This window comes from Desulfonatronum thiodismutans, from assembly GCF_000717475.1.
Lineage (GTDB): Bacteria > Desulfobacterota > Desulfovibrionia > Desulfovibrionales > Desulfonatronaceae > Desulfonatronum > Desulfonatronum thiodismutans.
In genome coordinates this window covers 287,502-310,897 of sequence record NZ_JPIK01000013.1, presented here as the reverse complement: position 1 = coordinate 310,897, position 23,396 = coordinate 287,502, and the positions used below count along the sequence as shown (strand labels likewise).

Below are 23,396 nucleotides of genomic sequence, written 5' to 3'. Positions count from 1 at the left end.
CCCCGGATCAATACGCCGGGGCGGAACGCTGGTCCGTTCATCATCTCCCTTTACATCGATATACCTCCCGCACCGTCTTCTGGATCGTTTTCCAGCGCCTCTTTTCCTGAATCCTCAGCAGAACGTCCTGCTCTCGCTGATGAAACCTGATTTCCTTGCATTGGCGCAGCCAGCTCTCGTATCGCTCCATCTCCAGCAAGCCCTCCGCGAGAGCATCCTGCACGGCGCAGTCCGGCTCGCCATTATGCGAGCAATCCCGGAAACGGCATGAAGCCGCCAACTCGTCGATATCCCCGAAGGATCGGTCCAGGGATTTCTCATCGGCCAGAAGTTGAATCTCCCGCAGGCCGGGCGTGTCGATGAGAATCGCACCGGTCGGAAGGATCATAAGTTGCCTGTGCGTGGTCGTGTGCCGCCCCCTGCCGTCCGCCTCGCGCACGACCGAGGTCGTCCGGGCTTTCCGGCCGATAAGGGCGTTGATGATCGACGATTTACCCACTCCGGAAGAGCCCAACAACACGCCGGTCCGCCCAGGACCAAGGAGCGCAAGCGAGTCACGCAAACCATCTCCCGTGGCGGCGCTGACCAAATATACGGCAACACCCGGTGCAACGGCTTCGGCCTGGAGTCGGGCCTTTTCCGGCTGAGCGTGAAGATCCGCCTTGTTCAGAAGAATGACCGGGTCGGCCCCGGACTCCCAGGCCAGGGTCAAATACCGTTCGATGCGTCGAGGCTTGAATTCCCGGTCCAGCCCGCTGACCAGAAAAGCGATGTCCGCGTTGGCCGCGACCACCTGCCCCTGGCTTTGGCCGCCGGCCACGCGCCGGATAAAGGCCGACCTCCTGGGCAGGATTTCGTGGATCATGCCGCAGGAGAAGGCATCTCCCGGTTCCGCGACCACCCAATCGCCCACGGCCGGATAGTCGGTCCGGGCCGAGGTTCGATGCCTGAATTTTCCGCTCACTTCAGCCTGAAAGTGCCCTTGTTCAGACAAGAGGGCGTACACACCCCGGTCTTCACGGCTGACCCGCGCCGGAACAAGCCCGGGCCGCGACTTGGAAGCAACAGCATCCGCCAAGTTGGAGGTCCAGCCCAAGGAATGGAGGTTCATGGCTCCACCTCCTCGACGCCGGGTATCAGTCGGGGCAATTGGTCCATGGGGAACGGAGGCTTGCCCAAGGGGCGCACGGCCAAGGATAGCAGGGCCATGGGGTTGTCGTCGCCGGCGATGCGGTTCATGCGGATCAACCCGCAGGATTGGCAGCGATGGAGCAAGGCCCAGTCGCCATCATAGCGCACGGCAACGCCGACGGGTTCCATTCGTCCGTGACAACCGCTTCTCCGGTCGCCGGTGCGCAGGTCGACGTGGAGACTCCAGAGGCAGTGGGGGCAATGATTTCGATGCTGGGTGCCGGGAGCATCCCCGGGCACGGTGCGGTTGCAGTGACCGCAAAGAAAGGCGTTGGGAGACGGCAAAGCGCCGCCCCGACCGCGCATGTCGGAACTGGTTCGCATTGGTATTGTCCTGTATTTTGTCGTTGTTTGGATAAGGCGACGCCCCTTCGAACAGCCGGGGAGGCGGATCGAAATGGAGGACGCCTGCACGGGCCAAGGCCCGAACGGTCCAGGGACGGGGGGTGTGACGCGATGGGTCGGACGACCCGAAACGGGCGGGATCAGACGTAAGAAGCCAAGTACCGAAAAGTCGGAACTCGACGCCTACGCAGCCTCTGCCCTTGCGCCACTCTCAACGACAAACACGGACATGCAAAACCTTTGTGGGATGGTGTTGAAAAACAGCTGCGCTCTATTTCATGTGATCAGGAGGTTTGTCAAGGGGGATGATCGATATTTCAATAAGAGCACGACCACCGGCAACCATGCCCCGAATAAAAAAACGGCACGACCTTGGCGATCGCGCCGTTTTACTCCGTATTTCCTTACGTTCGGTCGGAGAAAAGGAATATCTTCATAAGGGCCCGTTGTTGGCCTGAAGTCGGCCTTGCCGAACTGCCACGCGCCGACTCACCGGACAAATCATTTGCCAGCCCCTTGCGGGGCATACGTAATGACGGACAGCACCGCCCCTTGCGGATCCTGAAGAACGCTGAACCGGCCCACGCCGGGGATGTCCGTGGGCGGCAGAAGCACCCGCCCTCCGAGTTCCGGGGCTTTGCGGGCCACGTCGTCCACGTCCGTTACCGTAACGTAGGTCCCCCAATGCGGCGGCATGCCCTCCGGCGCCTGAGGCGGCATGGCCATGATTCCGCCCACTTCCTCGCCTCCAGCCTTGACCACGGTGTAGTCCATGCCTTCCATGTGCATGTCCTCCGTCTCCCAGCCAAGCAAATCCCCATAAAACTTCTTGGCTCCCTCCACGTCGCTGGTCAGCAACTCGCTCCAGCTGAACGCTCCATGGGTCGTAAACCTGTCGCTCATGATTCGCCTCCTCTGTTATAGGATTGTTGAGAATTGAGCTTTGGGGCGAAGACCCAGCCGCGAAAAACTCAATCAACCTCGGGCAAATCAACCGCCTCCGCCAGATATGCGCTGAATAACTCGACTTTCGCGTCCAGTTCATAGCTTTTGCACGTTTCGAGAATCCCGTCCTCGCAGTTGTGACAGGCCACCACGACCATCTTCGCGCCCGTGGCCCGAATGCAGTCGGCCTTGGCCTTGAGGGCGGCGATCTTGGCCTGCTTGTATTCCGGCATCAGGCCCTGACCCCCGCCGTTGCCGCAGCAGTACGTCGCGTTGCCGTGGGGATGCATCTCCCGAAAGTCCGCGGCCACCACGGACATCAAATCCCTGGATTGCTGGAACATGCCGGCGTTTCGGATAAAATTGCAGGAATCCTGGAACGTGACCGGAGCTTCATGAAAACCGGACTTCAGCTTGAGTGTTCCGGCATGCAGGCACTCCGCCCAGACCTTGATCGGCGGCATGGCCTCGAAGGAAAATTTTCTGCCCAACCAGTATGGCGCCTCGAACCCGAGGGCCTTCATGGAGTGCCCTCACTCCGCGGTGATCACCGCCTTGGCCTTGAGTTTTTCGGCCGTGTCCGTCACGTTGGCCGCCAGCCTGGAAGCCTTGGCCACGTCTCCGGCGAAAAGCCCGAGATTGGTGGAATCCCAGGCCTTGGTGGACAGGGTGAAATCGATCCCAGCGGCGTTGTAAAGTTTGAGATAGTTGAAGAGATTTTGCGGATAAAACTTGATGTCCCGCGGATGAAAGGTCAACAGGTATTCCGCGCCCTCCTTGTCCATGGGCGCCTGGGCCGAAGGCATTTCCTCCTGAAGCTCCTCCAGTTGCCACTCCACGGTTTCCAGAAAATCTTCCTCGGTCACTCCGAGGTTGTTGCCGAACTCCAAGGCGTTCTCCAAGCCCTTGGCCAGACCGGGCGGAGTCAATCCCATGGCCACGGCCACGCCCCGGGCCGCGTGGACCAGGGAGGCGATGCCGATGCCGTGGGGGCAGAACATGGTGCAGCGCTGGCACATGGTGCAGGTGCCGTAGCAGACGTCGCGCAACGTTTCGAGCACCGCGGCGTCCACCCGCCCGCGTTTTTTGTACAGATTCACCAAAGGTTTGATCCGGTAGGCCGGAACATGCTCCGGCTTGGGATTGGATGCGTAGTAATGGCACCCCTCCGCGCACATTCCGCACCGGGAACAAATGGACAGCCACATTTCCAGCCGTGCTCCGGCCTTGTCGGCCAGGACGCGGGAAAGGGCCCGAGAATCAATGCTCATGGATTGCTCCTCATGCAGATGACGGTCACCATGCCCCCACCCGACGTTTGCCGAAATCGCTGCCCGTGGCCGCGCGAGAAACAAAAAAGAGCGCCATGTGCGAAAGCTTGGTGAACGGAATAAGCATCAGGAGAGTGTTGGCGCTGAGCACATGCAGAGTCAGCATCAGCGGATAATCGCCCCACTGCCGATGCGCGGCCAGCCCGGTGGCCAGAGGAAGTGCGACCAATAAAAGAATGAGCAGGTCCTTAGATTCCGTCAGCCCTCGCAACGCCGGATGAAACAACCGCTTCACGGCCAAAAACGCCAAGGCGGCCAGGGCAATGATGGTCAATACATCGGCCCAGACATCGGGGATGGTCGGCCAGGACACGCCCCAGCTTTGTTCCAGCATGATCACGTGGGCCGAAAGAAAAAAAACAAGAAGGAACAAAGGGATATGCAGCGCAAACCCGGCTGCCGCGGACCAGGGGCTGCTTTTAACCGTCCGGTTCAACGGCAACAAATAATGCATCAAAGAACCAACGGCCCAGATCGTCCGAAAATCCGAAGGCAGGCCTTTGCTTGCGGCCACGGCCTTGCGACGATAGCGGATCAGGCGATAGACCAGCCCCGCGATAAGTACTGTAAAGGCCAGCCAGACCATCGGCCCCACGGCGAAATTATAAACAACATACATCACGGCTTTCCTCCAACACCGTCGAGAACGCGGCATCCTCTCCGAACCCGGAAAAGGGCGTCCGTTCGGCCGGAGGCAAGTTATCCAAGACCCACCGGGGTGTCCAGTATGCCTGCATGAGCTTTCAATAGAGTATTTCCTGAACGAGGAATGATTTCTTGACTTGCATGGATTGGGAACCTACACCCAAAAACAGTGGCAAGAACAAAGGTCCAAACGATGAGGATTTCCGTAACCAATTCCCGAAAAACGTCGCGACGAATGGGAGATGCATTATGAAACTGTCCGCCCGCTCACGCTATGCCACCCGCATCCTGCTCGACCTGGCCGAGCACAACGAGGACAGGCCGCTGTGCGCGTCCGCTATCTCCGAAAGCACGGACATTTCGGTACCCTTCATCGAACAAATCCTCCGTCCCCTGAAAAAGGCCGGCTATATCAAAAGCGTCCGCGGAGCCTATGGCGGACACATTTTTCTCAAAGACCCTTCCTGTATCACCCTCGGCGACATCGTGCGCACCATGGAAGGCGAAATCAACATCAGCCAGTGTTGCTCGGCCCCGGAGTCCTGCGAACGAAGCGGCGGTTGCCGCACCCGCTTCGCCTGGGGCCATATCTCGCGGACGATCGAACGCGAACTGGACGCCATTACTTTGGCGGACTTGATGTTCAATCCGGAAAAAATCGCCGTTAAGTCAGCGGCCCTTCCCCCACCTCGCATCCACTGTCCAGAGGACGCCCAACCGAACTAACGTCCGCAAAAAGAGCGCACGACCTCACGAAAGCGACCACCAATGCCGACCGGCCTTGGGTAGCAAGGTTCCAAACGGAACCTTGACAGGCTTTCACGTTCGGCCTATGAGCCATCATCTTTTGTCGACATTTTTAATTTATATAAAATTAGTCTAGATTAAATAAGTCACAATTATTCCTCCAAACTCCACTTTCAGTGGCGGAAGAAGGAATTCTTTCATCACTCCAGGCAGGCGACTTTCTTCTCAATCCCAGGAAATCTAAAGAATATCCCCTAAGTACGATGCTTGAAGAACAAGTTTTCACCCGGCGATGCACGTCAATATGCTACAAATTTAATCTAGATTAATTATTATATAAACACAGTATCCCTTTTCACCCACCGGACAACCTGAAGAGACACAACATGCAACTCTCCTCGCGAACACGACATGGCGCACGTCTGCTGATGAATCTGGCCCACTTTGCCCAAAAAGGCCCTCTCCGGGCGGCCCACCTGTCCAACAATATCGGAATCTCCGTCAAATATCTGGAAAAAATAATCAAACCGCTGCGCCAAGCCGGATTGATCAAGGGACTGCGCGGCCCAGGCGGCGGCTACTTCCTCGGTCGCTCCCCTGAAGACATTACCCTGGGTGAAATCGTCCAGGCCTTGGACGGCGGGCCGCACCTGTCTTTTTGTACTGATCCGGACGCATGCTCGCCGTCCGACTTTTGCGGCTCCCCGGCCATTTGGGCCGATCTATCCAGCACGCTTCAAGGCAAACTGAATTCCATCACCTTGGGCGGGATGATGCGCCAGGATTCCATTTTCAAAACCGCGCCGACGACACGACGAGAACCCAAAGCGAACGTACTCCGTCGAGACACGGCCCAAGCAGCCTGAACGACCGCCAAGGCAACCGTCGACACACCGAGACGACAACGCATTCACAAGTCGTTTTTTCGACTTTTTGAACACGGACCGTTCCCTGAACGACCATTGAAAATCATAAACCTTTCAACAGGAGATGCTCGTCATGAAAAAATTGCTCATTCTTGGTTCCGGCTCCGGTGGAACCATGGTTGCCACGAAGATGCGCGAAAAGCTTCCGGAAAAGGAGTGGGAAATCACGGTCATCGACCGCGACTGGGAACACCACTACCAGGCCGGCTGGCTCTTCGTGCCCTTCGGCGTCTACACCCTGGAGGACTGCATCAAGCCCAAGGCCGATTTTATTCCCAAAGGCGTCAAGCTGGTTATGGACTCCATTGAGTCCATCGACCCGGCGAAAAAAGTCGTCACATGCAAGAACGGTAAGTACACCTATGACTGGGTGGTCGTGGGCACGGGGTGTCGCATCTGCCCGGAGGAAGTGGAAGGCATGATGGACGACTGGGGCGGCAACATTCACAACTTCTATACGCCCAACGGTGCCGTGGCGTTGTTCAAGAAGTGGAAGAACATGAAGGAAGGGCGCATCGTCCACCACATCGCGGAAATGCCCATCAAGTGCCCGGTGGCCCCGCTGGAATTCGTCTATCTCGCCGACTGGTTCTTCACCATCAACGGCGTGCGCCAGAACATCGAAATTGAACTGGTCACCCCGCTGACCGGCGCCTTTACCAAGCCCGTGGCCGCCAAGGTTCTGGGCAAGGTTTGCGAGGACAAGAACATCAAGGTCACGCCGAACTTCGTCATCGACAACGTCAACGTGGGCAAGAAGGCCCTGGAATCCGTCTCGGGCGAGGAAGTGCCCTACGATCTGCTGGTGTCCATTCCCCCGAACTTCGGCCAGCAGGTGATCATCGACTCCGGAATGGGCGACGCCATGGGCTACGTGGATACGGACAAACATACCCTGAAGGCCAAGAACTACGAAAACATGTACGTCATCGGCGACGCCACCAACGTCCCCACTTCCAAGGCCGGCAGCGTGGCCCACTACGAGTCCGACATCGTGGTGGACAACCTGATCCGGGAAATCGAAGGCGAAGAGCCTCGACCCGAATTTGACGGCCACTCCACCTGCTTCATCGTCTCCGGGTACGAGCAGGCTTACCTGATCGACTTCAACTACGAGGTCGAGCCGCTTCCGGGCAAGTACCCCTTCCCGGGGATCGGGCCTTTCTCCCTGCTCGGCGAGTCCCATATGAACTACTGGGGCAAGATGATGTTCAAGTGGGTCTATTTCGACATGATGCTCAAAGGCAGCGAACTGCCTCTGGAACCGCAGATGTTCATGGCCGGGAAAATGCGTCACTTGGCCAAAGCCTAACCAGGGAGGTTCATGCAGATGTCCAAAGAAGACCTCATCCTCAAACGCCTCGACGAGATCGAGGCCAAGGTCGCGTTGGTGCACGAACGCGCCGTGGCCGCCCAGAACCTCAGACGGGAACTCCAGCCGGTCATGAACGACGCCTTCAAACTCATGCTCCATGAGCTGGGCGACGTGGAGACCGGATTCCAGTTGGAGGACATGTTCGACCTGCTCAAGACCACGATGCGCAACGTCAAGAACATCACCTACACCGTCAAACAACTGGAAAACGTCATCGACCTCTGGCACACCTCCGAGCCCTTGCTCAAGTCCACGGTCCCCAAGGCCATCGCCTATCTCGACGACCTGGAACAACAAGGCGTTTTCCGCACCTACCAGGCCATGCTCGCCCTGCGTGCCAAGGTGGCCCAGGAGTATGGTCCGGAGGAAATCGAGCAGATGGGCGACGCGTTCGTGTTCCTGATCGGCATGCTCAACAAGCTCAAGGATCCCAAGGTTCGGGAGATGATCGAGAAAGCCTCCGAGGCGTTCACGTCCATGGACCTGAAGGAAGTCGAACCGTGCGGCATGTTCGGCATGATGAAGGCCATGTCCAGCCCGGAAGCCAAACAAGGGCTGGGTGTGATGGTCGAAATGACCAAGACCCTCGGCAAGCTGAAATAGACGTTTCGCGGCCACGGACCAGGATACTGGTCCGTGGCCGCTCTTGCTTCACGACGCACCCGTCACAAAGGAGGACCCCGTGGCCAAGAAAATTCTGATTGTCGACGACGACCCGGAAATTCTGGACTACCTGAGCGAACTGCTTCAGGACAACGGTTACGAGACCGTGACCGCGCACAACGGTTTGGACGGCCTGGAAAAAGTCCGTGCCGAGCAGCCGGCCCTGATCACCCTGGACATGGACATGCCCGAAAAGGGCGGAACCAATTTTTACGCCGGTCTGCGCAAGGACCAGGCCATCCGGGATATCCCGGTCATCGTCGTCAGCGGCGTGGGTCCGCGACCCCCGGTGCTGACCAAGGACGTCCCGACCATCTCCAAGCCCATCGATAACGCCAAGCTGCTCCAGCTTGTCTCTGAGATGACTCAATAACCTCGCTTTGCGCCGCGACCGATCCGCCGGGAGGTGGATCGGCGCGGCCTTTCAGCCCCCCCAGTCCCGTGAGTGCATTACATCTTCCTTCCGCCCCGGCATCCGGGACCTTGTCCGTCCTGATCGTGGACGACGAGCAGGATATCCGCGAAATGCTGGCGATCCTGCTCCAGGAACTCGGATTCACCACCCACCTCGCCGCCGACGGCGTCAAGGCCCTGGAAGCGTTTAACCGCCACCAGCCCGATATCGTGCTCACGGACATCAAGATGCCCGGCAAGGACGGCATCTCCGTGCTCAGGGAAATTAAGTCCACAGCCCCGGAAACCGAGGTGATCATGATTTCCGGGCACGGCGACATGCACTTGGCCATCCAAAGCCTCAAGCACGACGCCGCGGACTTCATCACCAAGCCCATCGACGAGGAGCTGCTGGAAATCGCCCTGGGCAAAGTTTCGGAACGGATTGGCCTGCGGCGCCAGGTGCACGAACATACGAAAAACCTGGAAGCCCTGGTCCGCGAAAAATCCGCGGCCCTGGTGGAAATGGAGCGAAAGCTGGCCGCGACGCAGATCATGGAAGGCATGGGCCGGGCCTTGACCATCCTGGCAGGTGATCCCGCTTCCGGAGATTATTTCCCGGAATTGCCGTTTTATGTCGCCATCCATGACGCAAAATGCCAAGTCGTGACCACCAACCAAGGATATCGCGAGCGCTTCGGCGACCGCTCCGGACTGGCCAGTTGCGGCGTGTACGAACGGTGCGTCGAGTCGGGATGGAAAAGTCCGGTCCGCGAGGCCGCGGAGGCTCGGGCCAGCATCCATCGGCACGAAACCATGGTCGTCTCGGACGGAACCGTGGTGCCGGTGATGGCCCATGTCTCACCGGTCATCGGCACGGCGGGCGAACTGGAGCTGCTGCTGGAAATCGCCGTGGACGTCTCGGAAATGCGTCGACTCCAGGCCGAACTGTCCCGCACCCAACGCAAATTCGAGTATTTCTTCAACATGGTGCCCTGCGCCATCAGCGTCCAGGACCGCGAGCTGCGCGTCGTGGAGGCCAACGCCACCTTTCACCGGGACTTCGGCGACCCTGGAGGCCGGACCTGCCACGAACTGTACAAGTACCGCGATGCTCCCTGCGACGACTGCCCGGTCCTGGCCAGTTTCGCCGACAACGCTCCGCACCAGTACGAAACCGTGGTCACCACCCGCGGCGGCGAGCAGCGTAACATCCTGGTCTGGACCGCGCCTCTGGCCGACGTCGACGGCACGGTGAACCACGTTCTGGAAGTGTCCACGGACATCACCAAGATTCGCCAACTACAGGACCACCTCGCTTCCCTGGGCATCATGCTCGGCTCCATGTCCCACGGCGTCAAAGGTTTGCTCATGGCCATCGACGGCGGGGCCTATCGGGTGGACAAGGGTCTGGAAAAGGGCGACGTGCAACGAATTGCCGCGGGCTGGAAAACTGTTCGCCACCGGCTGGACCACATGCGCCGGACCGTGATGGACATTTTGTATTACTCCAAGTCCCGTGAACCCAACCTCGTCCCGCACTCCCTGCACGGCGTGGCCGAACATTTGGCTGAAACCGTTTCCGCCAAGGCGAGCAAGTCCGGAATCCTCTTTCAAACAGATTTTTCTCAAGCGGGCGGACAAATCCTGATCGATGACGTCGCCTTCTACTCAGCCATGGCCAATATTCTGGAAAACGCCGTGGACGCCTGCCTGTTCAACCGCGACGCCGCGGAACATCGAATTGATTTTCACGTCGCCCAAGCCGACGGACACGCCGTATTCACCATCCGGGACAACGGCATCGGCATGGACAGGGAGACCATGGACAACATGTTCACCCTGTTCTTCTCCTCCAAGGGCGCCCTGGGCACGGGGATCGGCATGTTCGTCTCCCATGAGATCATCACCGGGCATAGTGGAACCATCACCGTGGACTCCGCGCCCGGAAAGGGAACCACGTTCCGGATCACGCTTCCCCAGGCTGCCCCCTCGGTTTCCGGGGACGAGCCGACCAGCAACCATGCCCCATCCCTCTCCTGATCGCCCCTTTCCGTCTTTTTTTCGCTCCCTGACGTTCAAACTCTGCTTGGCCATGGCGCTTGGAATGGCGGCGCTCATGGCCGCCTACTTTCTTTTGGCGCTCGCTCAGGCCGATCCGAAGGTTCGCTGGACGATCGCCACCCAGGAACTGCTCCAGGTCCTGCCAATATCCCTGCTGATCCTGACCGGCTTCGGCTTCCTGGTCGCTCATCGCCTGACCCGGCCGCTGCATGAATTACAAGAGGCATTGACGTCCAAGTCACGGGGAACAGCCTGGGCAGGTCTGGACGAAACCAAGGCCGGGGACTTCCGGGAGCTGACCGAGACTGTCAACCGCATCGCCGCCTCAGTTCGTCAACGCCGCCTGGATCTGGACGAGCAGTTAAACATGTATCAAAGTCTGTTTCACAACGTCCCCTGTCTGATTACGGTTCACGACCGGGAATATCGGCTGCTTCGATACAACAGAATGTTCTGGGAATTGTTCGACGCCAAACCCATGGAGCATTGCTACAAGGTCTATAAAAACCGGATTACGCAATGCGAGAACTGCCCCGTTGAGCGGACCTTCAACGACGGCAAGTCACACACCACGGAGGAAAAGGGTTTTTACAAGGACGGCACCCCGGCGCACTGGATCGTCCGCACGGCTCCCATCCGGGACGTCGACGGCAGAGTCACCGCGGTGATGGAAATGTGTCTGGACATTACCGACCGGAAACTTCTGGAGCAAAAGCTTCGCAAGTCGGAGAAGAAATACTCCACGATTTTCGACAACATTCCCGTCGCGGTCTTCGAGTTGAACGCTGAAACTCTGGATGTACGCAACTGCAATCGGGGCATGTCCCAGCTTTACGGCTACTGCAAGGGAGAGGTGATCGGCAAATCCTTCTCCATGCTCTTCGCGCCGAACTCCACGGACGCCCATCTCACGGCCTTACGCAGCCCAGGGCACATCCCGCAGGCCAGGCACATGGACAAGGACGGCCAAGAATTTTTCGTCTCCATCGACACCTCCCGGACCGCTCTGGAGGGCAAGGAGATTCTGCTGGCCGTGGTTTTCGACGTCACGGACCGCATCCGGGCCGAGCAGCAGGTCATCCAATCCAGCAAGATGGCCACCCTGGGCGAGATGGCCGCGGGGGTAGCCCACGAGTTGAACCAGCCCCTGGCCGTGTTAAAGATGGTCGCCAACTTTTTCAGTCGTCAGACGAATAAAGGGTTGACTCCGGACCAGGACCAGCTGCGCCAGATGACCGCCAAGATCGTCAACAACGTGGACCGGGCCACCAAGATCATCGAGCACATGCGCGAGTTCGGACGCAAACCCAACCTGGAAAGTACGGAGGTCCAGGTCAACGACGTCCTGCGCCGGGCCTGCGACTTTTTCAGCGAGCAGCTCAAAATCCGGGACATTACCGTCAACTGGGAGCTGGACGCGGACCAGCCGACAGTGCTGGCCGACCCGAACCGCCTGGAACAGGTGTTCATCAACCTGCTGGTCAACGCCCGGGACGCTATCGAGGACAAATGTTCCGGCAAGGAATGCATGGAGGACGACCGGATGATCACTCTCCGCACGCGCTCCAACGCCCGGCACGTGGTGACCGAGGTCGTGGACACCGGACCGGGCATCCCCAAGGCCGTGATCGGGCGCATATTTGAACCGTTCTTCTCCACCAAGGAAGTCGGCCGCGGCACCGGCCTCGGCCTGTCCATCTGCTACGACATCGTCACGGACTACGACGGCACCATCCATGTCTTTTCCAAGCCAGGCCACGGCGCCCGCTTCGTCGTCACCCTGCCCATCGCCGGAACCATGCGCAATGGCTTCACCACGACATCCGCATAGCTATGTGCTGAAAATGCCCTTTGCAGGCCTGCTTCCAACACTCATCGCGACCCGTCAGGCTCGCCGCCGCAAGCCCGGCCCTTGAACCCGAAGAAAAACTTCAGGGTCTTCTTCACGCCGTCCGAGAAAATCTTCTCGCTCAGATGCTTTCCGGCCACCTTTTTGTTGATCTCGGCCAGGGTCGGATACGGGTGAACCGATCCGGCCAGGGTGCTCAACTTGACCTTACCGCCCAGCACCGCCACCCATTCGGCCAAAAGTTCCCCGGCATGCGGCCCGACGATCTGCACCCCCAACGGCTTGCTTTTCTTGTCCAACAGCAGCTTGATCCGCCCTTCTCGCTCCTCTTCGGCCTGGCTGCGGTCGTTTTCGACGAATTCCTCGGTCCAGACCGTATAATCCAGCCCCTGTTTTTGAGCTTGTTTCTCGTTCAGTCCCAGGCTGGCAAACTCCGGGTCCGTGTAGGTGCAGGCAGGCATCCAGGTATAGTCCGCCTTGCGGGGCAGGTGAAACACGGCATTGGTCACCACCACCCCGCCCTCGTACCCGGCGGCGTGGGTGAACTGGTACGCCCCGGTCACGTCGCCGCAGGCATAGATGTGCTTCTGGGAGGTGCGCAACCGGGCGTCCACCGAGATGCCCTTGCTACCGATCTCCACCCCGGCGTTCTTCAAACCGAGGCCACGCGTCGTAGCGCTGCGGCCCAAGGCCACCAGCAGGGCAGCGCCTCTCACCGACGTCTCCATCCCATCCTGGGCCCTGAAGTCCACCTCCCGCTCCTGCCCAAGATCCCTAACGCGGAGCAGTTCCGTGCCGAGATGGAACGTCACCCCTTCGCGCTCCAGAACGCTCTGCACCAAACCAGCCATGTCCGCGTCCTCACGGGAGAGGATTTGCGGGCTGCGCTGGATCACATGCACTCGGGAGCCTAGCCGGGCGAAGGCCTGGGCCATCTCCACGGCAATGGGGCCGCCGCCGATAATCATCAGGGAGGACGGCAGGGAGTCCAGGGAAAAAATCTCCCGGTTCGTCAGGTAAGGCGTACTGTCCAGCCCTTCCAGCCTGGGCACGGCCGAGGTGGAGCCCGTGGCCACGACCCAGCTTTTGGCCGAAACCTTACGAACCTCTCCAGCGTTGGTCGTGATTCGGGCCTGGTGCTCGTCCAGAAATTCGGCCCGACCGAATGCCACCTCCGCACCCAGCTTGCAGAACCGCTCCGGGGAATCGTGCGGCTGGATGGTGGCGATGACCCGTTGGATGCGCTCCCGGACCCGGCTAAAATCCACGGCAGGGACCGCGACTTCGGGTAAGCCGTAACGGGCCGCCTGCTTCATCTGGTGATATATGTGGGCCGATTTGATCAACGTCTTGCTGGGCACGCAGCCGTAATGCAGGCAGTCCCCGCCCATGGCCGGTTCCTTTTCCACAATCAGCGTCTTGGCCCCGGCCTGGGCCGCGCCCGCGGCCACGGTCAACCCGGCGGCCCCTGCCCCGATCACGGCGATGTCATAGTCGTATTGCGGCATGGCGTCTCCTTGTTGCCGAAATTTATGTGACGATTGTTGGCTTGTTCTGCCTGGCACGGTACCAGGCCATGATCTTTTTCGTGGCCAGGGGAAAGGTGCCCAGCAGGACAAAAGAAAAAATCAAGCCCGGCGAAAGAATCCCTCCCAGGGAATCGATCCGCCCCAGCTCCCGACCGGCGTTGACGTAGACCAGGGTACCGGGGAGCATGCCCACCTGGGAGACCCAGAAGAAGGTGCGCAGCTTCATCCGGGTCAGGCCCATGACCAGATTGATCATCCAGAATGGAAAAAGAGGCACCAAGCGCAGAGTGAACAGATAAAACGCTCCTTCCCGCGCAATGCCCTGGTTGATCGTATCCAGACGCTGCCCGAACCGGCGCTGGACCCAATCCTGAAGAACGAACCGGGAAACGAAGCAGGCCAGCGTGGCCCCGATGGTGCTGGCAAAGGAGACCACCACCGTCCCCACCACCAGGCCGAACAAGGCCCCACCGGCAAGGGTCATGATGGCGGCTCCGGGCAGAGACAGGGAGGTGACCAGAATATAGACGACCATGTACACGGCGATCACCTTGGCGGTCTTTTCCACGTACAAGGTCTGAAACCGCTGCTGAGAATCCTTGATGTAGTCCAGGGAGAGATACTGCCCCAGGTCAAAGAGGAAAAACACGCCCACCAAGGCGGACAGAGCAAGGACAAGAACGATTTTCTGGACGTATTTTGATTGCATTTTTGTCCACGTGATGGTTTCAGGTTTCTTGAGCAGGCGACCGCGAATGGACACGGTTTGAGGGCGACCACGGGTCGCCCCTCCGGTTCCGCCCATCTGCAATGGGTAAGCTCATCATCGATAGTCACCCCAATCTGGCAAGCGACCGACCGGCCGCCTCTAGGTTGCCGCGATGCTTCCCCCTCAGGTGAACCCGGCACCCGCGGTGCAGGCGTAGCAATGCTCGGCGGTGGCAATGGTCGCGCCGGGAATGGGGGGGCAGTCCATTTTTGTGACGTGGTGTCGTATCCCGCCCAGGGGAATGCCCTTGGCCAGATGAAAATCGCAGTCGTGCAGTTCCCCGTTCCAATCCACGGAAACCAGATTCCGACACATCAGACCGGTCACGGCCTCGGGATTGAAGGCCTCAGTCAGGCGAGCCATGTACTGCTCGTAATTGCCTGAAGCCTCGAGCCATGTCCGAAATCGGCCCAACGGCACATTGGCAAAGGTGTACAGGCTGTTGAAGACGATACCCCACTTGCGTTGCAGATCCCGGCGAAAACGCTCCTCTGTCCGACCCTGGTCCGGCGGCATGAACGCCCCAGCCGGATTGGAAACCAGGTTGAGTTCCAGCCCGGTTCCGGGCTGTCCGTAGCCCAGGGAATTCAACCACTGCAGGGCGCTTACGCTGCAATCCATGACCCCACTGCCGCGCTGGGCGTCGGTCTGGGAGGCGTGGGTCGCCGGGAGCGAACAGACGAGAACAATCTTCAAGTCGCGACAGAGCAGTCCGAGGTGCTCCCGGTCCGAGTCAGTGATGGCGGTGAGGTTGGAGCGGAGCATGACCCTTGGCACTGCCGCGGCCAGACGGGTCAGGAGATGATCGATTCCCGGAACCATTTCCGGCGCGCCACCGGTCACGTCGGCCGTCTGGAACCCGCCTCGGGCCGCGTAGTCCGCGACCTGATCCATGGTTTCCCGATTCATGATCTCTTTGCGCGACGGCCCGGCCTCCAGGTGGCAGTGTCGACAGGCCTGGTTGCACAGCAGCCCGGTGTTAATCTGCAGGGTGTGGGTCTGCTCACGCTCCAGGCGCAGCCCGTGCTGGGCCAGGGTCTGGGCAAAACCGACACCGGCGGAAGGGCAAGATGCTGGTTGGATTTCCTGCATGACACGCTCTTGCGGTTCCAACGTCATGTCCAGATCATCCGACATGCCTACAAGGAAAGCTTGTCCACGACATTGCGCATCTGTAATCCATGGACGAGAGACGCGCCCCCGCGGATCGCAGCCGCCACGTGCACGGCTTCGGTCATCTCCGCCGTGTTCGAGCCCTGCTCCAGGCATTCCTTGGCATAGGCGTCGATGCAGTAGGGGCACTGTACGGCATGGGCCACGGCCAGGGCAATCAGGCTCTTTTCCCGGGCCGTGAGTTCCCCCTCGGCCATGACGGCACCGTAGTACTCGAAAAATTTCTTGGCCAGTTCCGGGGCGTCTTTGCCGATTTCAGAAAACCGGGGCAGGTCCTTGGAATCATAATAGGATGTCATCGGCGTCTCCTTGTGGTTGTTCGATGCGGTGCAAAAAAATCGTAACTTCTCAGTACATCCTAGAGTAGAGGCTCATTCCGGCGCTGGATTCCCGCCTTCGCGGGAATGACGTGTTTTTCAGTGCCGTCTCCGATTCAGTCATGCCCGTGAAGGCGGGGATCCGGTCTGCTTTCGCACGAATGAGCTGAGTAGTTACAAAAAATCCCTCTCTGACGTTCAAAATGAGAGATCATTTCAGCCCCGACAAGGAAATGCAACACCCGCTCCGTGACGGAGCATGTGCTGAGGTTTGGTTGTGTGGCTCCGCCGCTCGTTTTCAGGGCAACATGAAAAACAAAACGGCGGCCTACTGGATGTAAGCCGCCGTTCTTGATTCACTCGAGTATGCGCGTCGACGCTGATCAGACCTTGCGCACCGTGACGAAGTGCTCCTGCATGGCGATGGCTCCACCGGCCGGGTCCCATTTTTCGATGCCGCCTGGCATCAGCATGTGGTCCGCCACGCCTTTGCCTCTGGCCCGGCTCTCCACCGGGAGAGTATGCCCGAACCCGTGAATCATGAACACGGCTTCGGGGTGGATAAACTCGGTCAGGAAGGTTTTGATCTTTCCGGAATAGCCGTTGGCCGCGACTTCCACGGTCTGGCCTTCGGCGATGCCCATGGCCTTGGCTGTCTCATTGTTCATCCAGAGCACGTTCTCCGACATCTGACCAGCCAGAATCGTGTTGTTCACGGTATGGCCCTGGGTATGCACGCCGCAACGCCCGAACGTGATCCTGAACTGACCTTCTCCCGGCTTTTCCGGGCTGACGTAGGGTTTGAGCGAGGGAAGGCCCTGCTTTTCCCACTTCTGGTTGACCATTTCGATCTTCTTGGACGGCGTCTTGAAGGCGTACTCGTCCGGGGTGAAGTACTTGGGCTTGTCAGCCAGGGAAACCGAGCCCTTGGCCTGGAAATCCTCAATTTTCACGCCGGTGCCGTCCAACTGATAGGCCCAGATGTCTTCGATGGAGTCAAAAGCCAGCTTGTCCATGCCCAGGCGCTTGGCCAGTCCTCCCAGTATCTCCCAATCCGCCTTGGTTTCAAAACGAGGAGGTACCGCACGATGGCGGACGAACATGGACGGCTTCAGCCCGCCCTTGCCGGCCAGGATGCTTTCCCGCTCCAGGTAGGTGGACAGCGGCAGGACCACATCGGAATACCAAGCCGTGTCCGACCAACTGAAGGTCACGGAAACCATCAGATCCAGCTTGTCGAAGACCTTCTTCAAGGCCTCGGGGTCCGGATAGGCCATCAGTGGGTCGTGACGGTAGGCGATGTAGGCCTTGACCGGGTAGGGCTCCTCGGTCTCGATGGCCTTGAAGGCCAGATGCAGCAGCCCAGGGCCCGCATCGAAATGCGGATACTTCCAGCCCACGCCGTCCGCGCGTTTGTCTTCGGGTTTGGGATAAAGATCAACAAGCTTTTTCAACCCTTTGCGGCCGACATCCTTGGGCGTGGCCGCGATGGGCAGCCCGCCCTTGGCCCCGATGGAGCCCAGCAGCGCGTTGATGATGTAGGCGGTGCGGGACATGTAGAAGGAGTCGGAGTAGCGGGCGTTCATCCAGCCGGGATGCCAGATCACCGAAGGGCTGGCCGCGGCCAGTTCCCGGACGAAGACGCGTAGTTCCTTTGCCGACACTCCGGTTTCAGTCTCGGCCCACTCCGGAGTGTACTGGGCGGTGAAGGCCCGAAGCGCGTCCAGATCCTGGATGAACCGGGAGGCGTACTCCGCGTCGAAGAGCTGTTTATTCAAAATTTCGTGGATAACCGCCAAGTTGAATGCGTAGTCCGTACCCGGACGAACCATGAAGAACCGGCTGGCCTTGCTTGCGGAAACGGTTCCCCGAATGTCGATGACGGTCAATTTGCAGCCATTGTCCAAGGCGTCCATGGTGTCGTTGACTTCCTTGACATTGATGGCCTCAAACAAATTCCGGGTTTGCAGGACGATATGCTTGGCGTTCTTGTAGTCGTAGACCACGGCCTTGCGACCGAAGCCGAACACGGATTGGGCCGCGTGCTGCACGTTGCGGGCGCAGGCCGAGTCGTGGTTGCAGTAGTTGGGGGAGCCCAGGCCGCGCATGAAGGCTTGGTGCAGATCAATGAACGGCCCGCCTCGGTCGCTCCAGAGCACGCCTTTTCCACCGTGCGCGTCCGTCACCGCCTTGATCTTTTCGGCGACGTAATCCAGGGCCTCGTCCCAAGTCACCCGTTTCCACTTGCCCTCACCGCGCTCGCCTTGGCGGATCATAGGGAACTGCGGTCGCTCGGCGTCATTGAGCAAGGCCAGCCCCGCCCCGCCGCGTGCGCACAAGGCTCCCTGCAAGCCCGGCGCATGGGGATTACCCTGGATGTATGTACACTCACCGTCCTCCACGTCCACCTGGATGGGACAGCGGACCGTGCACATTCCGCAAACACTGAAAACTTTTTCCTTGGCCATTCGTTCCTCCCTGACTATTTTTGTAATCCCCCTGAAACAATCTCCTGAGCCATAGCACCTTGCAACGGTACGACGTAACAATGGACAATAAATCAAAAAACAATTCGTACTATTTAAGTACAAATTTATATTAACACAAGTTGACTCGCCAATGCAATATACTTTTTCAAATCCCATTAAAGTATTTTTTTCACAAAGCGAACATCCCCTTGACACCGATTTCCAAAATATGCTTAACACTGCTTAATTCAAAAACGACAAACTTTTATCGATTTTCAAATATTTAATATCATTCATTTTTGAAAAACCTGTTTCACTAATTTCATATCCTGAATATTTCTATGGTTTACTGCCTCGCTATCAGAAAATGAATATTTTCATATTCTAAAAAAATAACTGTTTTAATTTTCGTTGCGTAGAACTTTGATACGGGATTTTTAACGTACATTTTCTAAATAGATTTATATCAATATAAAAATACTCTGCTATTAAAAAGGCACATCATGGTTTTTACTTGGTTTCACTTCGCTCTATTGCTCTTTCTTATCGCCGGGATTCTGTTCGCCGCCGTTCCGTTACTTGTATCCCGCCTCATCGCCCCCCGCTATAAAGGCGGGGATCTGTCCATGCCCTATGAATGCGGCTTGCCGCCCCACGGTTCCGCATGGACCAGGTTCGGGGTCAACTACTATTTCTACGCTCTGATCTTTTTAGCTTTCGAAGTAGACATTTTGTACCTGTTCCCCGTTGCAACCTTCTACCCGCACAGCGACGGCTGGGTGCCTCTGGTCAAGTTACTCATCTTCCTCTTCATCCTTGGCATTTCCGTGATCTATTTTTGGCGCAAAGGAGTTTTTACATGGCCGAGACGGGTTTCTCTTTAAAGCCAGCGGCGCTGGATCAGGATCCACCGCTGCTGAATTTCGCATTGCCCAACAAGGTGGTGGATCTGTGCCGCTCCATGTCCCTCTGGCCCATGACCTTCGGCCTGGCCTGCTGCGCCATTGAAATGATGGCCGTGGGCATGGCTCGCTTTGACGTGGCCCGCTACGGAGCGGAGGTCTTTCGTCCTTCACCGCGCCAATCCGACCTGATGATCGTGGCCGGGACCGTGTCCCTGAAAATGGCCCCGGCTCTTGTCCGACTCTACGAGCAGATGCCCTCGCCCAAGTGGGTCATCGCCATGGGCAACTGCGCTATTTCCGGCGGCCCCTTCGCCTATGAGGATCAGTACGCCATCGTCGAAGGCGTGGACAAACTCGTCCCTGTAGACGTCTTCGTCCCCGGCTGTCCGCCTCGTCCGGAAGGATTGCTGGAAGGCATCTTCAAGCTCCAGGAAAAGATCACCGGTCGTCGTTGGTGGCCCCTGCCCCAGGAGGCCGAGGCATGAACCTGGAATGGTTGAAGGATTGCAACCCGTTGGCCCTCGCCGAGACCTCGGCCTGGGGCGAGGGAAAGACCGTATCCGTGCTCATCACGTCGGACTCGTTGCTCAGGGCCGCCCAAGTCCTGAAAGACAAGGGCCTTTTTCTCGACTTCATGACCGCCCTGGATGTTCAGGAAGGTTTTTTCCTGAATTATCTGTTCTGCTCCTGGAAAACCCCTCTCCGGATCGTTTTGCGCGTCCAGATTTCCCATGATGACCCACGGGTCCCCTCCCTGGCCGGGATTCATTCCGGCGCGGACTGGCACGAACGGGAATGCCGTGATTTTTTCGGCGTCCTGTTCGTTGACCATCCCAACCTGGACCCGTTGCTCCTCCCCCCGGAAATGGAATTGCGGCCACTGCTCAAGAAGTCGGCCCAACGCAAGCCCCTGACCGCCATCATGCCCTTGGAGCAGGTCGTTCCCGCATCTGCCGGGGTTCAAGATCGTTTATTCGTCGCGACCCGGACGGAAACCGCCTGACATCGTTCTCAACGGATCGAAACGAGGTACGCATGCTTTTTGACACCCAGCCCCATCAGCAGGACGGCGACTTCTACACCCGGTCTTTCCAGACCGAGGCCAAGGAAGGCAACCTGATCCTGAACATGGGCCCGCAGCATCCCTCCACCCACGGCGTGCTGCGGATCATCGTGGAACTGGAAGGCGAATACGTCCGCCGTGCCGAACCCGTCCTGGGCTACATCCACCGGATGCAGGAAAAAATGGGCGAGGTGAAGACATGGCAGCAGTACCTGCCCAACATGGGCCGGGTGGATTACCTGCACGCCCTGGCCTGGAACTGGGGCTACGTAGGGGCCGTGGAACGCCTGATCGGCCTGGAGGTTCCGGAACGGGCCGAATTCATCCGGGTGATCACCTGCGAGTTGAACCGGATCAACTCGCATCTGCTTTGGTGGGGCGCCTACCTGCTGGACCTGGGCGCATTCACCCCGATCATGTACGCCTTCGCCGACCGGGAAGAAGTCATGGACATGCTCCAGATCGTCACCGGTTCACGGCTGACATACTGCTATTACCGCATCGGCGGCGTCAGCAATGACATCACACCGGAATTCATCGACCAGCTCAAACGGTTCTGTACGCACTTCAAGGCCCGTTTGCCCCTGTTCCGGGACCTGGTCACGGACAACATGATCCTGCGCTACCGGACCGAAGGCATTGGGCACATGTCCCTGGACGTAATCCAGCGTTACGGGGCCACCGGCCCGGTTATCCGAGGTTCCGGAGAACCCTACGACATACGCCGGGTCGAACCGTATTCGGTTTACGACCGGTTTGACTTCGATATCCCTGTTTTCCATGAGGCTGATGCCTTCGCCCGCTACATGGTCCGGATGCACGAGATGGAGCAGAGCGTCCGAATCATTGAGCAGGCCCTGGAACAGCTCCCGGATGGTCCGGTGATGAACCCCAAGGCCCCGCTACAGCTGGCCTCGCCACCCGGTGAAGCCTATTTCGCCGTGGAAAGCGCCCGGGGCAAGGTCGGGGTCTACGTGGTCAGCGACGGCGGCCCTAAGCCGTACCGGGTCAAGTTGCGCGCCCCCAGCTTCTCCAATCTGCACCTTTTCGCCGAGGTCTCCAAGGGCGTGCTTCTGTCGGACGCCGTGTCCATCCTGGGCAGCCTTGACCTGGTCATCCCGGAAATCGACAGGTGAGCCCCATGACTCCTCCCTTTGGCATTCCCGTTGAACTGTTCGCCATCTTTCTGGCCCTGGCCCTGCTGGCCGGGTTCGTGGGCCTCAACGGCCTGGTCCTGGTCTACCTGGAGCGGAAAGTCGCCGGGCACATTCAGCGTCGGCCCGGCCCCTTCGAGGTCGGTCCCCACGGCCTGCTCCAGCCCCTGGCCGACGCCCTGAAGCTGGTGGGCAAGCAGTTGATCACCCCCCGGGGTGCTGACAAATGGCTGTTCTGGACCGCGCCGATCATCTCCTTCGCCCCGGTCTTCGTCCTGTTCCTGCCCATTCCCTTCGGCCCGATCCTCACGGCCATGGAGCTGGACCTGGGATTGCTGCTGATCCTGGCCTTCGCCGGAATCAACGTCCTGGCCCTGTGTCTGGCCGGATGGAGTTCGGAGAACAAATGGTCGCTCCTGGGCGCGGCCCGGGCCGTGGCCCAGTCCGTGGCCTATGAGATTCCGCTGCTGCTGGCCGTGCTGGCCATTGCCTTTCAATACGGTTCCCTGAACCTGTCCACCATTGTCTCCGGACAGGGCGCCTGGCCCTGGCAGTGGAACATCATGGTCCAGCCACTGGCTTTTTTCATCTACTTCGTTTGCGCCCTGGCCGAGACCAACCGCGCCCCCTTTGACCTACCCGAGGCGGAGAGCGAGCTGACCGCCGGGTTTCACACCGAATACTCGGGCATGGGCTTCGGCATCTTCTTCCTGGCCGAATACGCGAACATGATCGTGGTCTGCTCCGTAGCCACGGCCCTGTTCCTGGGCGGATGGCACGGCCCCGTGGCCTCGGGCGTGTGGTGGTTCCTGGCTAAGGTCTATCTGCTGTTGCTGGTGATGATGTGGTTCCGCTGGACCTACCCACGGGTGCGTTTCGACCAGCTCCTGAACCTGAGTTGGAAGTGGCTCCTGCCCCTGGCTCTGGTCAACCTGATCGTGACCCTCGTTCTTGTAAAACTTTGATGGTGACCTGATGACCATGTTCCAAGAAATCCGCAAGGCGATCCAAGGGCTCTGGAGCCTGTTGGTCGGTTTGAAAATCACCGGACATGCCTTTTTCCAAAAACAGTCCACGGTGCATTATCCCCGCAAGACCGTTCCGAACCTGGCCACCTATCGAGGACATATCGAACTGGTCGGCCGGGAGGACGCCCCGGGAACCCCCAAGTGCATCTCCTGCTACAAGTGCGCGGTCGGCTGTCCGTCGAACTGCATCTCCCTATCCTGTCCAGAGGATCAGCCCTCGGCCAAGACCAGAGCCCAGGTTGTTCCGGACCCCTTGGGCCAGGATCCTGCTTTTCGGCTGACCCCGTTCAAGGTTCCGCCTCCGGAAGGTGTCGGTGCTCCGTCCAAGCGCACTCCGGCGACTTTTCACCTGGACTACAACTATTGCAGTCTGTGCGGCCTGTGCGTGCAAAACTGTCCCGTGGACTCCCTGCGTTTTTCCGAGGACGTCTATCTGGCCGGATTTACGAAACAGGAGTTCGAATATGACCTGCTGACCCGACTTCGCGGCCAGGCTGGAAATTCCTGACCATGTTC

The 23,396-nt window shown here is 58.8% G+C and carries 23 protein-coding genes; 13 read left to right on the top strand and 10 right to left on the bottom strand.

Annotation, left to right across the window (positions count from 1 at the left end):
- Window positions 1-40: 40 nt before the first annotated feature.
- From rsgA to GY33_RS0111445, 5 genes are all read right to left on the bottom strand, one after another.
- Entirely contained in the window at window positions 41-1,111 is a 1,071-nt protein-coding gene (gene rsgA, locus GY33_RS0111470; protein WP_031387468.1) for a ribosome small subunit-dependent GTPase A, read from the bottom strand.
- Window positions 1,108-1,515: an RNHCP domain-containing protein gene (locus GY33_RS0111465; protein WP_084185116.1), complete on the bottom strand. Its 408-nt coding sequence runs from the start codon at window positions 1,513-1,515 to the stop codon at window positions 1,108-1,110. The genes rsgA and GY33_RS0111465 overlap by 4 nt, the downstream gene beginning before the upstream one ends.
- 522 nt (window positions 1,516-2,037) lie before the next feature.
- Window positions 2,038-2,439 carry a VOC family protein gene (locus tag GY33_RS0111460; protein WP_031387466.1) on the bottom strand — a complete coding sequence of 134 codons (402 nt, stop codon included), beginning with the start codon at window positions 2,437-2,439 and terminating at the stop codon, window positions 2,038-2,040.
- A 68-nt stretch (window positions 2,440-2,507) separates the two neighbouring features.
- Window positions 2,508-3,752: a (Fe-S)-binding protein gene (locus tag GY33_RS21985; protein ID WP_407637387.1), complete on the bottom strand. Its 1,245-nt coding sequence runs from the start codon at window positions 3,750-3,752 to the stop codon at window positions 2,508-2,510.
- 25 nt (window positions 3,753-3,777) lie between these two features.
- Window positions 3,778-4,434, bottom strand: a complete 657-nt coding sequence (locus GY33_RS0111445; protein ID WP_152555174.1) for a nitrate reductase — start codon at window positions 4,432-4,434, stop codon at window positions 3,778-3,780.
- Between the two features lie 272 nt (window positions 4,435-4,706).
- Here GY33_RS0111445 and GY33_RS0111440 point away from each other — a divergent pair, with 272 nt between their 5' ends.
- The 7 genes from GY33_RS0111440 to GY33_RS0111410 all read left to right on the top strand — a co-directional run bounded on the left by GY33_RS0111440 (window position 4,707) and on the right by GY33_RS0111410 (window position 12,456).
- Window positions 4,707-5,183, top strand: a complete 477-nt coding sequence (locus tag GY33_RS0111440; RefSeq protein ID WP_051822544.1) for an RrF2 family transcriptional regulator — start codon at window positions 4,707-4,709, stop codon at window positions 5,181-5,183.
- A 407-nt stretch (window positions 5,184-5,590) separates the two neighbouring features.
- Complete coding sequence (locus GY33_RS0111435; RefSeq protein ID WP_084185115.1) at window positions 5,591-6,070, top strand: RrF2 family transcriptional regulator; 480 nt, start codon at window positions 5,591-5,593, stop codon at window positions 6,068-6,070.
- Window positions 6,071-6,203: 133 nt separating this feature from the next.
- A complete protein-coding gene (sqr, locus tag GY33_RS0111430; RefSeq protein ID WP_031387460.1) occupies window positions 6,204-7,442 on the top strand; it encodes a type III sulfide quinone reductase, selenoprotein subtype in 1,239 nt (412 codons plus the stop codon).
- An 18-nt stretch (window positions 7,443-7,460) separates the two neighbouring features.
- Window positions 7,461-8,108, top strand: coding sequence for a DUF1641 domain-containing protein (locus tag GY33_RS0111425; protein WP_035271986.1), 648 nt, complete (start codon window positions 7,461-7,463; stop codon window positions 8,106-8,108).
- A gap of 79 nt (window positions 8,109-8,187) precedes the next feature.
- On the top strand, window positions 8,188-8,541 hold the full coding sequence (locus GY33_RS0111420) for a response regulator (protein WP_031387458.1): 354 nt from the start codon (window positions 8,188-8,190) through the stop codon (window positions 8,539-8,541).
- A 68-nt stretch (window positions 8,542-8,609) separates the two neighbouring features.
- A complete protein-coding gene (locus tag GY33_RS0111415; protein ID WP_051822542.1) occupies window positions 8,610-10,604 on the top strand; it encodes a hybrid sensor histidine kinase/response regulator in 1,995 nt (664 codons plus the stop codon).
- Entirely contained in the window at window positions 10,585-12,456 is a 1,872-nt protein-coding gene (locus tag GY33_RS0111410) for a PAS domain-containing sensor histidine kinase (protein WP_051822541.1), read from the top strand. Before GY33_RS0111415 ends, GY33_RS0111410 begins: the two co-directional genes overlap by 20 nt.
- 41 nt (window positions 12,457-12,497) lie before the next feature.
- Here the strand turns inward: GY33_RS0111410 and GY33_RS0111405 are convergent, their stop codons facing one another.
- The 5 genes from GY33_RS0111405 to GY33_RS0111385 all read right to left on the bottom strand — a co-directional run bounded on the left by GY33_RS0111405 (window position 12,498) and on the right by GY33_RS0111385 (window position 18,730).
- Entirely contained in the window at window positions 12,498-13,982 is a 1,485-nt protein-coding gene (locus tag GY33_RS0111405) for a dihydrolipoyl dehydrogenase family protein (RefSeq protein WP_031387455.1), read from the bottom strand.
- A 22-nt stretch (window positions 13,983-14,004) separates the two neighbouring features.
- Window positions 14,005-14,712, bottom strand: coding sequence for a TVP38/TMEM64 family protein (locus GY33_RS0111400; protein WP_031387454.1), 708 nt, complete (start codon window positions 14,710-14,712; stop codon window positions 14,005-14,007).
- Between the two features lie 183 nt (window positions 14,713-14,895).
- Complete coding sequence (gene arsS / locus GY33_RS0111395; RefSeq protein ID WP_031387453.1) at window positions 14,896-15,864, bottom strand: arsenosugar biosynthesis radical SAM (seleno)protein ArsS; 969 nt, start codon at window positions 15,862-15,864, stop codon at window positions 14,896-14,898.
- 47 nt (window positions 15,865-15,911) lie between these two features.
- Window positions 15,912-16,244, bottom strand: coding sequence for an arsenosugar biosynthesis-associated peroxidase-like protein (locus tag GY33_RS0111390; RefSeq protein WP_031387452.1), 333 nt, complete (start codon window positions 16,242-16,244; stop codon window positions 15,912-15,914).
- Window positions 16,245-16,645: 401 nt separating this feature from the next.
- Window positions 16,646-18,730 carry a molybdopterin-dependent oxidoreductase gene (locus tag GY33_RS0111385; protein WP_031387451.1) on the bottom strand — a complete coding sequence of 695 codons (2,085 nt, stop codon included), beginning with the start codon at window positions 18,728-18,730 and terminating at the stop codon, window positions 16,646-16,648.
- A gap of 503 nt (window positions 18,731-19,233) precedes the next feature.
- On the opposite strand from GY33_RS0111385, the gene GY33_RS0111380 reads away from it, so the two are divergent.
- From GY33_RS0111380 to GY33_RS0111355, 6 genes are read left to right on the top strand one after another with little or no spacing between them, the layout of a single operon-like run.
- The gene (locus GY33_RS0111380; protein ID WP_031387450.1) at window positions 19,234-19,614 is read left to right on the top strand and encodes an NADH-quinone oxidoreductase subunit A; all 381 of its coding nucleotides are present in this window, start codon (window positions 19,234-19,236) and stop codon (window positions 19,612-19,614) included.
- A complete protein-coding gene (locus GY33_RS0111375; RefSeq protein ID WP_031387449.1) occupies window positions 19,590-20,120 on the top strand; it encodes an NADH-quinone oxidoreductase subunit B in 531 nt (176 codons plus the stop codon). Before GY33_RS0111380 ends, GY33_RS0111375 begins: the two co-directional genes overlap by 25 nt.
- Complete coding sequence (locus GY33_RS0111370) at window positions 20,117-20,638, top strand: NADH-quinone oxidoreductase subunit C (protein ID WP_051822540.1); 522 nt, start codon at window positions 20,117-20,119, stop codon at window positions 20,636-20,638. The genes GY33_RS0111375 and GY33_RS0111370 overlap by 4 nt, the downstream gene beginning before the upstream one ends.
- 32 nt (window positions 20,639-20,670) lie before the next feature.
- Complete coding sequence (locus GY33_RS0111365; RefSeq protein ID WP_031387447.1) at window positions 20,671-21,834, top strand: NADH-quinone oxidoreductase subunit D; 1,164 nt, start codon at window positions 20,671-20,673, stop codon at window positions 21,832-21,834.
- 5 nt (window positions 21,835-21,839) lie between these two features.
- Window positions 21,840-22,817: an NADH-quinone oxidoreductase subunit NuoH gene (gene nuoH, locus GY33_RS0111360; RefSeq protein ID WP_051822571.1), complete on the top strand. Its 978-nt coding sequence runs from the start codon at window positions 21,840-21,842 to the stop codon at window positions 22,815-22,817.
- A 10-nt stretch (window positions 22,818-22,827) separates the two neighbouring features.
- Window positions 22,828-23,388 (top strand): 4Fe-4S binding protein, encoded by a 561-nt coding sequence (locus GY33_RS0111355; protein WP_031387445.1) that lies wholly within the window; start codon window positions 22,828-22,830, stop codon window positions 23,386-23,388.
- Window positions 23,389-23,396 lie beyond the last annotated feature (8 nt).

Coding starts and splice junctions, on each gene's coding strand:
- GY33_RS0111410 (WP_051822541.1), top strand. CDS start 10,585: ATGCCCCATCCCTCTCCTGATCGCCCCTTTCCGTCTTTTTTTCGCTCC.
- GY33_RS0111385 (WP_031387451.1), bottom strand. CDS start 18,730: ATGGCCAAGGAAAAAGTTTTCAGTGTTTGCGGAATGTGCACGGTCCGC.
- GY33_RS0111380 (WP_031387450.1), top strand. CDS start 19,234: ATGGTTTTTACTTGGTTTCACTTCGCTCTATTGCTCTTTCTTATCGCC.
- GY33_RS0111405 (WP_031387455.1), bottom strand. CDS start 13,982: ATGCCGCAATACGACTATGACATCGCCGTGATCGGGGCAGGGGCCGCC.
- GY33_RS0111355 (WP_031387445.1), top strand. CDS start 22,828: ATGACCATGTTCCAAGAAATCCGCAAGGCGATCCAAGGGCTCTGGAGC.
- GY33_RS0111365 (WP_031387447.1), top strand. CDS start 20,671: ATGCTTTTTGACACCCAGCCCCATCAGCAGGACGGCGACTTCTACACC.
- GY33_RS0111400 (WP_031387454.1), bottom strand. CDS start 14,712: ATGCAATCAAAATACGTCCAGAAAATCGTTCTTGTCCTTGCTCTGTCC.
- GY33_RS0111460 (WP_031387466.1), bottom strand. CDS start 2,439: ATGAGCGACAGGTTTACGACCCATGGAGCGTTCAGCTGGAGCGAGTTG.
- GY33_RS0111425 (WP_035271986.1), top strand. CDS start 7,461: ATGTCCAAAGAAGACCTCATCCTCAAACGCCTCGACGAGATCGAGGCC.
- sqr (WP_031387460.1), top strand. CDS start 6,204: ATGAAAAAATTGCTCATTCTTGGTTCCGGCTCCGGTGGAACCATGGTT.
- GY33_RS0111370 (WP_051822540.1), top strand. CDS start 20,117: ATGAACCTGGAATGGTTGAAGGATTGCAACCCGTTGGCCCTCGCCGAG.
- GY33_RS0111375 (WP_031387449.1), top strand. CDS start 19,590: ATGGCCGAGACGGGTTTCTCTTTAAAGCCAGCGGCGCTGGATCAGGAT.
- arsS (WP_031387453.1), bottom strand. CDS start 15,864: ATGCAGGAAATCCAACCAGCATCTTGCCCTTCCGCCGGTGTCGGTTTT.
- nuoH (WP_051822571.1), top strand. CDS start 21,840: ATGACTCCTCCCTTTGGCATTCCCGTTGAACTGTTCGCCATCTTTCTG.
- GY33_RS0111390 (WP_031387452.1), bottom strand. CDS start 16,244: ATGACATCCTATTATGATTCCAAGGACCTGCCCCGGTTTTCTGAAATC.
- rsgA (WP_031387468.1), bottom strand. CDS start 1,111: ATGAACCTCCATTCCTTGGGCTGGACCTCCAACTTGGCGGATGCTGTT.
- GY33_RS0111435 (WP_084185115.1), top strand. CDS start 5,591: ATGCAACTCTCCTCGCGAACACGACATGGCGCACGTCTGCTGATGAAT.
- GY33_RS0111440 (WP_051822544.1), top strand. CDS start 4,707: ATGAAACTGTCCGCCCGCTCACGCTATGCCACCCGCATCCTGCTCGAC.
- GY33_RS0111465 (WP_084185116.1), bottom strand. CDS start 1,515: ATGCGAACCAGTTCCGACATGCGCGGTCGGGGCGGCGCTTTGCCGTCT.